The following is a 12,461-nucleotide window of genomic DNA, read 5'->3' as shown; positions in this document are numbered from 1 at the left end:
TCTTGGCGCTTTTCTTTTAGCATTAATTTCATTTTCAAATAATTAAAATAAAAATTCCTTAAATTGCAGTAAAAACTGATAAATTCAAGTTGCACGTTTAATTAAAATCTAAAATTTTATGAAACCAAAAAACAGAATTTTTCCCGCTCTTCTTGCTTTTACATTATTGATAACCGAAACTGTTTTACCTTGTACAAGAGTCGTTTATGAAGGTCTAAACGGAACAATTATTACTGCCCGTTCGATGGATTGGCGCGGAGAGATTCCTGCCAATTTATGGATTTTTCCTCGTGGAATTGAACGATCTGGAGAAGTTGGTACAAGTTCAATAAAATGGAAATCAAAATATGGAAGCGTTATTACGAGTTCTTGGGACATTGCTTCTTCTGATGGTATGAACGAAAAAGGCCTTGTAGGCAACCTTTTATGGCTTGTAGAATCACAATATCCTGCATTTGAAAAAAATGGGAAAGTAAAAGGTTTAGCAGTTTCTTTATGGCTTCAGTATGTTTTGGATAATTTTTCGACCGTTGCAGAAACCGTTTCTGCATTAGAAAAAAACGAATTTGTCATTACTTCTTCACATATTCCGGGAACGAATATTTTCGCGACGGTGCATTTATCTATTTCTGACTCAAGTGGCGATAACGCAATTTTCGAATATATAAACGGAAAATTGGTCATTCATCATGATAGAAAGTATGTCGCCATGACCAATTCACCTATTTTTGACCAGCAATTAGCCATTAATGCGTATTGGAAAGGTATTCCGGGTACTATTATGCTTCCGGGGACGAATCGTGCCGCAGATCGTTTTGTAAGAGCTTCTTATTATATTGATGCAATTCCGAAGACAGATAATATCAGGACAGCTTTATCTAGTGTTTTTGGTGTAATTAGAAATTGTTCTGTTCCGCTAGGAATTTCATCAGAAACTGAACCTAACATCTCCTCTACCCGTTGGAGAACAGTTGCCGATCAAAAAAATCTAGTTTATTATTTTGATAATGTTTTGAATCCGAATGTGATTTGGGTTGAATTCAGTAAAATTGATTTTAGCGAAAAAGGAAAAATCAAAAAATTGAGTTTAGCAAATAATGAGAATTATTCTGGTGAATCTTTGATTAATTTCAAGGAAACAAAGCCTTTTCAGTTCGCTGGACTTGATTAAGAATATCTTTTCTAGATTAATCAAACACTATAAAACCTTCAAATTGAAAAGTTTGAAGGTTTTATTTTTGAAAAAAAATCAAAAAAAATATTGTGCAGTCAAATGACTTCATTATATTTGCAGTCAAATAACTGCACAATGGAAATTAGAAGAGATGTTTTTCAAGCAATAGCCGATCCTACTCGAAGAGCTATTTTAAGTTTAGTTGCTATTCAGGCTATGACGCCTGGGGCAATTGCCGAGAATTTTAATTCGTCAAGACAGACTATTTCAAAACATATTCAGATTTTGAACGAATGTGAACTATTACACCAAATTCAAAACGGAAGAGAAATTTATTATCATTTAAACCCAGAAAAAATGAAAGAAATTGACAAGTTCATCGAGCCATTTAGAAAAATGTGGGACGATCGTTTTAATAAGTTAGAATCAATTATGAAAAACTATAAAAAATAAACCATGGAAAAGAAAACAAAAATTCATGCCGAAGATGACAGACTAGATCTTGTGATTACGAGAGAATTTGATCTGCCAGTTGAATTATTATTTAAAGCTCACACCGAATCTGAAATCGTGGCACAATGGATGGGTACAAAAGTATTGAAGCTGGAAAGCAAAAAATATGGTGGATGGGAGTATGAAACTAGCGATCCTAATGGAAATGTAGTTTTTAAAGCAAACGGTGTTTTTCATGATTTTGTTCCGAATGAAAAAATAGTGCGCACTTTTGAAATGGATAACGTCAATTTTGCGCCTCAATTAGAATTTTTGCAGTTTGAAAAACTAACAGATGACACTAGCAAATTGACCATGCAGATCATTTATAAATCTATTGAGCATAGAATGACACAGTTAAAACTGCCATTCGCACAAGGGTTAAATATGGCACATAACCGATTGGAAGAAATTGTAACTAAACTAAAATAAAAATCATGAGCAAAAGAAATAAAATTATCTACTGGATTGCCACTTTATGGTTGGCTTTGGGAATGACAGCAACTGGAATTGTACAACTGATACCTGTAAAAGAAGAAGCAGAAATGATACAGAAGTTAGGCTATCCGCTTTATTTTTTAACGCTTTTAGGTGTTTGGAAACTTTTAGGAGTAATTGCAATTTTAATTCCAAAATTTGGTTTACTGAAAGAATGGGCTTATGCAGGTTTCTTTTTTGCTATGTCTGGAGCTGTGGTTTCCCATTTAGCTATTAAAGATGAAGCATCAGCGCTTTTTGGACCAACATTATTGATTGTTTTAATTGTAGTTTCTTGGTATTTCAGACCTGAAACTAGAAGATGTAGTTCTAATTAAAAACGTAAAAAGATGAAAAAGCAACTTACCATAAACGAGCAAGAAGAATTATTAAGCATACTCGAAAAACGTTTTGAAAAGAATAAAACGCGACATGAAAAATTAGATTGGGCAAAAATTGAAGCCAAACTGAAAGCTAATCCATCAAAACTTTGGTCTCTTGACGAAATGGAGAGAACTGAAGGCGAACCAGATGTAATTGGATACGATTCAAAAACTGACGAATATCTTTTTGTAGATTGTTCTGCTGAAAGTCCGAAAGGGCGCAGAAGCGTTTGTTACGATCATGAAGCGCTAGAAAAAAGAAAAGAACATAAACCTGCGGACAGTGCTATAAATATGGCAGAAGAAATGGGAATTGAAATCTTAAACGAAGCGCAATATAAAGAACTGCAAAAATTAGGAAAGTTTGATGCCAAAACTTCAAGCTGGATTTTGACTCCGCCAGAAATAAGAAAATTAGGCGGTGCAATTTTCTCAGATTTTAGATATAATACGGTTTTTGTTTACCATAATGGCGCAGAATCTTATTATGCTGCGAGAGGCTTTCGCGGTTTGCTGAGAGTTTAAAAGAATTCATTCCGTAGGAATGTCTCATTGGTAGAACTAGATTGAATTAGAAAAGTTTACGTTCCGTAGGAACGTTTGATTTTTTTGAAATTTTATTTTATTAAAATCAGGTGTCCCTACAGGACACAATATAGACGTAATTTTCTTTTTCTACCGATGAGATATTCCTACGGAATATTTTTTTTATAGTTATATTTTAATCAGCTTTTTTATTCTCTTAAAATCTTTTCCATTTTTCTTCCTTTGGCGATTTCATCAATTAATTTGTCTAGATATCGCATTTTTTGAACTAAAGGATCTTCAATCTCTTCTACACGATAGCCGCAGATTACTCCCGTAATTTTAGAAGCATTCGGATTGAGTTCTGGAGCTTCAGCAAAGAATGTTTGAAAATCTACTTTCTTTTCAATTTGTTCTTTAATTTGATCATCACTATATCCTGTAAGCCATTTGATTACAACATCTAATTCTTCTTTTGTTCTTCCCTTTTTTTCCACTTTTTGAATGTATAAAGGATATACGCTAGAAAATAGTATTTTGTAGATTCTTTCCGTTTTCATTTTGCTTTAATTTAGATTGAAATACGTTTATGTAAATGTAATTCAAAAGCAAATAGAATAAAAATACAAGCAATATTTAATATCTTAGATTCTCGAAAATAACCTTAAAAACTAACCTATGGAAAACAATTCAAACGATACAACACCAAAAGTGACTGGACTTGGCGGTATTTTCTTTTTTATGGATAATCCGAAAGAAACCAAAGAATGGTATGCTAAAAATTTAGGGCTAGAAATCAATGAATGGGGTTCTGCAAGTTTTGAGTCTAGAAATCTAGAAAAACCTGAAGAGATAGAATCTACGCAATGGTGTCCCTTCAAAAAAGGAGACGAATATTTTTCTCCGTCTAAAAAAGAATTTATGGTAAACTATCGTGTTCAGAATATTGAGGGTCTTGTAGAAAAACTAAAAGCAAACGGAGTTACAGTTCTTGATGATATCGAAACCTACGAATATGGCAAGTTTGTACATATTATGGATACTGAAGGCAATAAAATTGAACTTTGGGAACCTTAAATTGAGTTTTAAGTTATGAATTATGAGTTATTGCTAAACGTTTAAAAACAATATGTTTAATACACTAGTTAAAATCAATTGTCACTCAGAAAATAAGTTTTTAAAATTTATTGCCAGCAATTTATTAGAGAAATTATATTGTTGCGAAATAAACTGTGCAGAAATGGATAAATCTGTTTTGTTTGCGCATCATGCACGCGGATGCACCATTGTAGCATCTAAAATCTGTGCGAATGTGGTTATTTTTCAAAACGTATCAATTGGAGCTAATTTGAAATACAATAAAGTTAATGACGAATGGGAAAACGTTGGAAACCCTATCATTGCTAAAAATGTCATTATTGCTGATGGCGCCAAAATTTTAGGTCCAATAGTTATTGGCGAAAATTCGGTTATTGGCGCGGGAGCTATAATAACCAAAAGCATACCTGCAAATAGTGTGGCTTATGGCGTGAATCAATTTAAGCCAAAGGACAAAAACTATGATTTGATATTTAGTCCGAACATGATTAATCCTCAGAAAATAATACATGCAAATAAAAAATTAGTAGCTGATTTTAATCAACGGAATTAATCACATTCCCGGCCAATATAAAAAATTGAATTTATGACCGTCTGGATCTGAAAAACCAAAGGTATAACCAATTTCAAAATTCTCAGGTTCAGAGAAAATAGTTCCGTTGATTTCTTTTATTTTATTGTACCAAAGATCAACCTCCTCTACACTACTCGCAGACAAAGAAAACACAATTTCGTTATCTATAGCCGTATTGGACAGTTTTCCTCTTATAGCATCTTCCAATCTTTTTGGCGCAAAAAAATTAATCACAAAATCATTCTCTCCAAAAATGAAACTTACCAGCTCCTTTGTTTCTTGTCCGTTTTGTTTAAAACCAAGAGCAGTGTAAAATTGAATTGTTTTAGGTATATCGCTTGAAACCAAGTTGGCCCATATCATTTTAGTTTTCATAAACTTTAGTTTTAATTGATTAATACTAAGTTAATGATAATCAAGTAAATTTATAGAAAGTTTTCGGTTTAAAAATAATTAAAAAGCAATTCCAAATTGAAAACCAATCGTAAAACTAGCTGGATGATCATTACCAAAACGAACAGGTAAAGGCACAGCAACATAATAACTGCAACTGCTATTCTTTATAATCGTTTTATTAAAAACGGGAGTAAATCCATATCGTCCGCTAGTTTCAAAAGCAGCTCTTCCAGCAAATGTGTACCCTTTTCCTAAAGCGACCAAAACTCCTGGATGAAAAAGTAGATTGGTCACTTTACTTGTCCCCTGATCATCTTTTATGTTTGGAACCATTTCAAAAGAAAATCCAATTTTTTCATTTTTCCAGATATTAATGCCTGTAGGGAAACCAACAGCGTAATAATCTCTAAAATTTACAGTAGTTTCGTCTTCATTTATGGTAACAATGGGATGCATAATGCCAAAATATCCCGTTATTTTTGGGTAGGTAGTTTGTGAGAAAGCCGTAAAACCTGTAGATAATAAAGCAATAAAGAAAGTGTGCTTGAAAGACATTGTTTAAAATTTTTGGTTATATAAACAAAGCTAGAAGCATCTGCAGTCAAAAAATAGAACCCAATTTACCTTTTGTATCTGGTTTACTTTTTTGACTTTTTCCTATAAGCAGAAGGATTTTTACCTGTATGGAGCTTAAAAATTCTGGTAAAATGGCTTTGGTCTGAAAAGCCAGTCATATAAGCTATTTCAGTTAAATTATGAGTGGAATTTTCGATAAGATTGATTGCTTTTTCAATACGAAGTTTTCTAACATATTCGCCAAAATTTAAATCTTCAAAATGCTTAGAAAATTCTCGGGATAAATAGGACGGATTTAAATCTAATTCGCTCGAAATTTTCTTTAAATCAAAAGCAAACTGAGCATCAACCTGATCTTGAATTAAGTTTTTTAAATCTTTTACCCATGAAGGTGTTTTTCCTGATGCTTTTTTGTCTTTTAGAAATTTGTTATAGACTTCATGAAGCAGTTTCTCAAACGGACTATTTTGCAGATGATTTTGCTGATATAAGTGCGTAGCCCAGCTGTATAAGGCGTCATATAGAAGCATTCCTTTTTCTAACAATTCATAATCATCGGTAATATTATAAGCTAGTCCAGCAGAAATAGCCCAAAGCCCAGCTGATTCTTTTGCAATTTCATGTCGGTCGGTATCTGCTCCGCGTACAATTCCGGCAATAATTTTAACCGCTGGATCTTTTATATCATATTTCTTTACGATATAATCAAAAGTGCATTCTTCATTATAGTGCGTAAATTCAACATTTGGAACATCAAACGGAATAGCATCAAGTTCTTTTGCTTTTGCTATAACATTATCAAAAGGGGCATAAATAAATTCAGATTCAGGATCAACAAACTTTCGAATCAGCCACGGACAGGCGATTCGATCTATTTTGGGTCTTTCTCTAGTGATCCATTTCATATTCAAATGTAATTGAGAAGGGATTTTTTTTTTAAAGTTTTAGCTAAACTACATTTATTTATGAGTTTTTCAAAAACTTGAATTGTAAAGTTTTGGGATTTTTGATTGATGGCGAATTGGAGCTAAAGAAAACTTTTAAACTAATTATCTCCAATAAAGAGATGTTTCTAAATGATTTTTCTAATTTTAAACTCTTATTTACACTTTAGAAAATAACATATGATCTTAGCTTTTGATACTTATTACTTTGACCAAAAAGCAAAAACAATCTGTCTAGAAATTACAGAATGGAATGAAGATAAAAACTTTAAAATTTATTCTGAAATAATAGACAATGTAGCAGAATATATTCCTGGAGAGTTTTACAAAAGAGAATTACCATGCATTTTGAGCTTATTAAATCAAGTTGATTTGTCTAAGGTTAAAGCAATAATTGTTGATGGCTTTGTATATTTAAATGACGAACAGAAATATGGTTTGGGAGGTTATCTGTATGAAAAGCTGAATAAAAAAATCCCGATTATTGGTGTTGCCAAAACAAATTTTGCCTCTATAGAAAAGAACAAAAAAGCACTTTTTAGAGGCGACAGCAAGAAACCGCTGTATATTACTTCTATCGGAATCGATTTGGATGAAGCTTTCAGAAAAGTAGAAAGCATGCATGGCGAATTTAGAATGCCAACGTTGTTGAAAGAACTGGATAGATTGACGAAAGAAAATTAATAATCTAAAATCATTTTATTTTTTTCTATTATTTTCCTCAAATTATTCATAGCATAACGCATTCTTCCTAATGCTGTGTTTATGCTAATTTCTTTCTCTTCAGATATTTCCTTAAAACTCATGTTCTGATAAATTCTCATTATCACTATTTCTTTTTGATCATCGGCGAGCTCTTCTATAAGCTTCTTGATATCAGTTTGAATTTGACTTGTGATTGTCTGATCTTCAATATTCTGAGAATCACTCTGCATAATAGAAAAAATAGAAAAATCTTCAGTTTCCCTTTGCATTGGCATGCGATTAACTTTTCGAAAATGATCTATGACCAAATTGTGAGATATCCTTAATACCCAAGAAAGAAATTTTTCTTCTTCTTTATATGAGTTACCTTTAAAAGTTTTAATTATTTTAATAAAAGTGTCTTGAAAAATATCATTAGAGATATCTTTATCTTTAACCTTTGAGTATATAAAACTATATATTCTGGACTCATGTCTTTTGATTAATGTAGAGAGAGCCTCTTCATTGCCTTCTTGATATTTCTTTATTAGTAAGGAGTCAGGAATATTCAAATCAATCATAGCATCAAACTTTTAATTTTTACGATGCAAAAATAGTGTTGGCTTGAATGTCCTTTTGTCTTTAGAAGACTTTAAAACATTAAAATAAGTTTTTTTTTAATGCTTAAATCGTTTGCATATAATTACGACGCAAAAGCGTTATAGTAATTACCAAACTCCTCAATTTCTTAAGGAATTTGGTAATTACAATTGGTTAGCAGTACTAAGAAAACGATTATATTCTCGAATTTTATTCTTTAACCTTTCTGCTAAATAGACATTTCCATCTTTAAGTTCATTATGTATAATTTCGGCTTCTTCGATATATTTTAACTTTTTCTCGTCGTTCCAATAATATGGAGGTTCGTATAAATTGCATATTCTGTCGGCCATTTTCACAGCCCAGACTTCTATTGGCTGTTTTTTAATTCTGTTTAAACTATCGCGCATTTTTTCAAATGAATCCTCAATTTCTTCATTTTTCGTTAACGCCAAAACTCCAGATGCAACTTGAGGCCCAAACAAATCGATAACTTTTTCATAAGTAAATGCTGTATCTTCAATAGTATCATGAAGCATAGCGCATTTTACTGCCAAATCAGCATTCATATTTTCTGTTAATCGCACGGCGTTTAAAACTTCAAAAACGACACTCCCGATATGATTGATGTATTCTACTCTTTCGCCTTCATCACTCCCACCATATTTTTGTCCGTCATGAAGTTTTGAAACCAATTGCCAAATATTTTGTATTTCGTCTATTGACCAGTCTTTTTGATGTTGCATCTCTTATTTTGATTTTATTGGATTGAATGTAATTTAGAACTTTTTCTAAATATTTGCAACAATTCTGCAGCTAGTTCAGTATTTTTCAATTGTTAGAATGATTGTATATTAGCCTAAAATAAATACTGAATCATTTGAAATGACATCATTAATAGGATATTTTGAAAAACTAGGCTTTCCAGAACATACTTTAGCTGAATTTTTAAGCTGTATAAAAACAAGACAATTCTCAGCAAATGAGCTGATTCTTGTTCAGGGGCAATCAGAAAATTATTTGTCTTTTATAGATACAGGAGTTGTCAGATATTATGTTGTTGCAAACGATAAAGAAATTACTTTTGATTTTGCTTTCAAAAATTCCTTTTATTGTGCATACGATTCTTTCTACAACAGAACGGCAACCAATGTGTATATCCAGGCGTTAACAGATTGCCAATTATACTCTATATCATACGAAAATTTACAGCGCCTTTATCAAAAATGCGAAACTGCTAAAAAACTTGGCCGAATCGCAACAGAATATCTTTTGGATAAAAAAGTAAAAAGAGAATTGGATCTCCTGACCAAAACGCCGCAAGAAAGATATGAAAGGTTATTGTTTGAACAGCCCAAATACATTCAGCAGATTCCGCTAAAATATCTTGCTTCTTATATTGGAGTCGTACCAGAAACCTTAAGCCGAATAAGAAAACGCATTTCTTGACCAAAGTCAATTTGAAGACCATTTATTAAACTCAGATTTGTATGAACATTTTAACAATTTAAAATCAAGTACAAATGAAAGTTACAATTACACATATCGACACCGCTTGCGTGTTGATAAACATAAATGGATTTAAAATTTTGACAGATCCTACTTTAGACAAAAAAGACGGATTTTTTCCTCAATATGTCAGCAGTCCCATGGCATTTTCAAAAAAGTATTGCAGTCCTTCTCTATCCGTTGAAGAAATTGGAAAAATAGATTTAGTTTTATTAAGCCATGATCATCATAGCGATAATTTAGATAAAAAGGGGCGTATTTTTATTCAAACAGTTCCAACTGTTCTCTCTACAAAAGACGCTGTAAAACGTTTAAAAAACACCAATACAATAGGACTTGACAACTGGCAGGAATATAATGTTGAAACTGAAAAAGTAAAAAATCTAAAAATTACAGCAATACCGGCTCAGCATACTAATATTAAAAGATTAAACAGAGTTATGGGTAAGGTTATTGGTTTTACTTTAGAATGGGAAGGCCAACAAAACGGCTGTTTATATATCTCAGGAGATACTGTGCTTTTTGAAGGATTACACGAACTGGAGCAAAAGAAAAAAGTAGATATAGCCATTTTGCATTTAGGAGCTGGTGCATTTCCATATTTAAAAAGAAATTTACGAGTGACAATGAATGGCACAGAAGCAATTGCAACAACTCAACTTTTAAAACCTAACGTCGTAATTCCAATACATTATGAAGGTTGGTGGCACTTTAAACAATCTGCAAAATCATTAAAAAACGAAATTGAAAAGTCTAAGGTAAAGGATAAGTTTTTGTGGCTGGAAAGTGGTGTTGCGACAGTTCTGGCAAAATGAAGTTTTAATACGTAATGTTTTTTTTTAGAAAACAGAACATAGTTTAAAGGAGCAGAATCTTTTTTCCAAAATAAGAGACAAAGAAATTTGGTATGGAAGTATAAACTACACTCCCTAAAAAGTTAAGGAGTGTAGTAATGACTGGTTTATACAGCTTGTTTTATGCTTATTTTTTTTTAAGACCTGAAGAATATCTTTAGCTTTTGAAGGCCTATGCTTTTTTTCTGTTTTTTACAATTTTGTTTATCACTGCACAAATAGTAACTAATATCAAGAAATGTAGTAAATAAGACTTAGGTTTATCACTGCCATTTACAAAAGAAAAAACTCGATTCCACCTTACTTTGTTAATACCTTTACCATCCTTCTCCAAGCTCAACCATATAAAAACGGGCTTGCCAATTACATGATCAAAAGGAACATATCCCCAAAATCTTGCATCTAACGAATTATGACGGTTGTCTCCCATCATCCAATAATAATCTTGCTTAAAAGTATAAGTATTACTTATTTTGCCATTAATTAGAATATTATTGTCGATAATTTTCAAATTATTATGCTCGTATTCTTCGATGATTCGTTTATAAAAAGGAAGGGATTTCAGATCTAGTTTAATGGTTGCCCCCTTTTTAGGAATGTAGATAGGTCCAAAGTTATCCATATTCCAGCCTAAAGATGCAATGTGGGGAAATACATTTCCATCTTCGCCTTTTGGTGTCAGTTGTTTTTTAACGCTTTTTACAACAGGATTGCTGGCTAATAATTTGGCCTCCTCATCTGTTAATGTCAAAAAATATTCTCCTGTATTGGTTAATGCAAAATAACCATTATCGTATCTCAAACCTTCTCTTGCCCCATAAGACTTAAGCTCATACTGACTTATAGCCTGCCCTTTAGTGTCAATCAGAAAGTTGTATTGAGCTTTTGCACTTTTTGGCAGTACCGATATTTTACCATTAATGTAAATATTTCCATCGCGAATTTCTAGAGAGTCTCCAGCTATTCCAACACATCTCTTAACTAAGTTTGTTTTTTTATCAATAGGTTTGTAATAATTTCGATCCGGATTGAAATCATCCATATTTCGTAAAGTGTCTGCTGGCTGATTAAAAACAACAATTTCATTGCGTTTAATTTTTTCTATTGCTGGAAGTCGGAAATAGGGTAATTGAAATTTATTTAATAATGATGTTTCCTTTTTTGTAAAATCATCATTAAACAGATACGATTTTAAGCCTAAAAAAGGAATTGAATCATGTACCATAGGCAATGCAACCGAAGTTATTGGCACTCTTGCCCCATAATTTATCTTGCTTACAAACAAAAAATCTCCTGTGTACAAAGTCTTTTCTAATGAAGAGGATGGAATTGTAAATGGCTGAATAATATAAGTATGTACTAAAGTAGCGACAATAATAGCAAACACGAGAGAGCCAATCGTATCTTCTGTTTTAGATTTAGGTTGCAAATCTCTATTCTCAATATAGGTAAGTTTTGAGCTATAATTTAAAAAAGCAATATAGAAACCGAATGTTAGCAAAACAATTACAGTATCTTTTGTGGAGTTTTTACCAAAGCTTCTAATAATCTCTATCCAGATCACAGGAATCATCAAGAGATTGATAATAGGAATAAAAACAAGAAAAACCCACCAGCGAGGACGTTTTATGATTCTCATCAATACTACTAAATTGTAAAATGGCACAAATGACTCTAATGGTTTTCTGCCTGCTTTTGTATAAAGTTTCCAAGTTGATAATCCATGGATAATTTGCAAAATTAAAATTAAGATGAGCCATTGTGATACATTCATGCTTTCTAACGTTTTATTATTTAATTGTTTTTAAATTTAAATCAGTAATTAATTTAGTATATGTATCATTTTACTTAATTTGTTACATGAAAATAAAACAGTGCGTTAAAATTATAATCTATTTAAAATGAGATTTGCGCTTTGGAACCTATAATGGTTTTAACTAAAAGTGTAATTAAATTATTTTATAAAAGAAAAAAAGCCTGTAAATCTTTTAATTTACAGGCTTTCTGTTCTTTTTTTGTGGGGAGAGCAGGATTCGAACCTGCGAAGTTCACACAGCAGATTTACAGTCTGCCCTCGTTGGCCGCTTGAGTATCTCCCCGAAACTGAGCGTAAATGATGATTCATTACATTCAGGAAAGTCAAAAAAAAAAATCCTTAATTTCTTAAGGAGTTTT

General features: G+C 32.0%; 17 protein-coding genes and 1 tRNA gene. 10 read left to right on the top strand and 8 right to left on the bottom strand.

Features of this window, described 5'->3' with window-relative positions:
• Positions 1–118: 118 nt before the first annotated feature.
• From DM397_RS13335 to DM397_RS13315, 5 genes are all read left to right on the top strand, one after another.
• Positions 119–1,171: a linear amide C-N hydrolase gene (locus tag DM397_RS13335; RefSeq protein ID WP_111378015.1), complete on the top strand. Its 1,053-nt coding sequence runs from the start codon at positions 119–121 to the stop codon at positions 1,169–1,171.
• Between the two features lie 138 nt (positions 1,172–1,309).
• Positions 1,310–1,627, top strand: a complete 318-nt coding sequence (locus DM397_RS13330) for an ArsR/SmtB family transcription factor (RefSeq protein WP_111378014.1) — start codon at positions 1,310–1,312, stop codon at positions 1,625–1,627.
• Between the two features lie 3 nt (positions 1,628–1,630).
• Positions 1,631–2,098 carry an SRPBCC domain-containing protein gene (locus DM397_RS13325; RefSeq protein ID WP_111378013.1) on the top strand — a complete coding sequence of 156 codons (468 nt, stop codon included), beginning with the start codon at positions 1,631–1,633 and terminating at the stop codon, positions 2,096–2,098.
• A gap of 5 nt (positions 2,099–2,103) precedes the next feature.
• Complete coding sequence (locus DM397_RS13320; protein WP_111378012.1) at positions 2,104–2,481, top strand: DoxX family protein; 378 nt, start codon at positions 2,104–2,106, stop codon at positions 2,479–2,481.
• Positions 2,482–2,493: 12 nt separating this feature from the next.
• A complete protein-coding gene (locus tag DM397_RS13315; RefSeq protein WP_111378011.1) occupies positions 2,494–3,051 on the top strand; it encodes a DUF4256 domain-containing protein in 558 nt (185 codons plus the stop codon).
• Positions 3,052–3,260: 209 nt separating this feature from the next.
• On the opposite strand, the gene DM397_RS13310 is transcribed toward DM397_RS13315, so the two are convergent.
• Positions 3,261–3,611 (bottom strand): DUF2200 domain-containing protein, encoded by a 351-nt coding sequence (locus DM397_RS13310; RefSeq protein WP_111378010.1) that lies wholly within the window; start codon positions 3,609–3,611, stop codon positions 3,261–3,263.
• 118 nt (positions 3,612–3,729) lie between these two features.
• On the opposite strand from DM397_RS13310, the gene DM397_RS13305 reads away from it, so the two are divergent.
• Complete coding sequence (locus DM397_RS13305; protein WP_111378009.1) at positions 3,730–4,128, top strand: VOC family protein; 399 nt, start codon at positions 3,730–3,732, stop codon at positions 4,126–4,128.
• A gap of 52 nt (positions 4,129–4,180) precedes the next feature.
• The gene (locus tag DM397_RS13300) at positions 4,181–4,702 is read left to right on the top strand and encodes a serine O-acetyltransferase (protein ID WP_111378008.1); all 522 of its coding nucleotides are present in this window, start codon (positions 4,181–4,183) and stop codon (positions 4,700–4,702) included.
• Here DM397_RS13300 and DM397_RS13295 read toward each other — a convergent pair whose 3' ends face one another.
• The 3 genes from DM397_RS13295 to DM397_RS13285 form a co-directional block, all read right to left on the bottom strand.
• Positions 4,703–5,098, bottom strand: a complete 396-nt coding sequence (locus DM397_RS13295) for a VOC family protein (RefSeq protein WP_111378007.1) — start codon at positions 5,096–5,098, stop codon at positions 4,703–4,705. It lies immediately after the preceding gene.
• Positions 5,099–5,176: 78 nt separating this feature from the next.
• Positions 5,177–5,674 (bottom strand): hypothetical protein, encoded by a 498-nt coding sequence (locus tag DM397_RS13290; protein ID WP_111378006.1) that lies wholly within the window; start codon positions 5,672–5,674, stop codon positions 5,177–5,179.
• 83 nt (positions 5,675–5,757) lie between these two features.
• Positions 5,758–6,600 (bottom strand): chromate resistance protein ChrB domain-containing protein, encoded by an 843-nt coding sequence (locus tag DM397_RS13285; RefSeq protein WP_111378005.1) that lies wholly within the window; start codon positions 6,598–6,600, stop codon positions 5,758–5,760.
• A gap of 219 nt (positions 6,601–6,819) precedes the next feature.
• Here DM397_RS13285 and DM397_RS13280 point away from each other — a divergent pair, with 219 nt between their 5' ends.
• Positions 6,820–7,323 carry an endonuclease V gene (locus DM397_RS13280; RefSeq protein WP_111378004.1) on the top strand — a complete coding sequence of 168 codons (504 nt, stop codon included), beginning with the start codon at positions 6,820–6,822 and terminating at the stop codon, positions 7,321–7,323.
• On the opposite strand, the gene DM397_RS13275 is transcribed toward DM397_RS13280, so the two are convergent.
• Together DM397_RS13275 and DM397_RS13270 are read right to left on the bottom strand one after the other, a co-directional pair.
• The gene (locus DM397_RS13275; protein ID WP_111378003.1) at positions 7,320–7,904 is read right to left on the bottom strand and encodes an RNA polymerase sigma factor; all 585 of its coding nucleotides are present in this window, start codon (positions 7,902–7,904) and stop codon (positions 7,320–7,322) included. The genes DM397_RS13280 and DM397_RS13275 overlap by 4 nt on opposite strands.
• Positions 7,905–8,087: 183 nt before the next feature.
• Positions 8,088–8,669 carry an HD domain-containing protein gene (locus DM397_RS13270; protein ID WP_111378002.1) on the bottom strand — a complete coding sequence of 194 codons (582 nt, stop codon included), beginning with the start codon at positions 8,667–8,669 and terminating at the stop codon, positions 8,088–8,090.
• 139 nt (positions 8,670–8,808) lie between these two features.
• On the opposite strand from DM397_RS13270, the gene DM397_RS13265 reads away from it, so the two are divergent.
• On the top strand, positions 8,809–9,372 hold the full coding sequence (locus DM397_RS13265) for a Crp/Fnr family transcriptional regulator (RefSeq protein WP_111378001.1): 564 nt from the start codon (positions 8,809–8,811) through the stop codon (positions 9,370–9,372).
• 74 nt (positions 9,373–9,446) lie between these two features.
• Positions 9,447–10,247 (top strand): MBL fold metallo-hydrolase, encoded by an 801-nt coding sequence (locus DM397_RS13260; protein WP_111378000.1) that lies wholly within the window; start codon positions 9,447–9,449, stop codon positions 10,245–10,247.
• A gap of 211 nt (positions 10,248–10,458) precedes the next feature.
• Here DM397_RS13260 and lepB read toward each other — a convergent pair whose 3' ends face one another.
• Positions 10,459–12,060, bottom strand: coding sequence for a signal peptidase I (lepB, locus tag DM397_RS13255; protein WP_111377999.1), 1,602 nt, complete (start codon positions 12,058–12,060; stop codon positions 10,459–10,461).
• Positions 12,061–12,304: 244 nt separating this feature from the next.
• Positions 12,305–12,385 (bottom strand) — tRNA-Tyr (locus DM397_RS13250).
• Between the last annotated feature and the right edge of the window lie 76 nt (positions 12,386–12,461).

It is taken from the genome of Flavobacterium nitrogenifigens, from assembly GCF_003254565.1.
GTDB classification, from domain to species: domain Bacteria; phylum Bacteroidota; class Bacteroidia; order Flavobacteriales; family Flavobacteriaceae; genus Flavobacterium; species Flavobacterium nitrogenifigens.
Note: the sequence above shows the minus strand (reverse complement) of the source record. Positions and strands in the feature narration are given on the sequence as shown.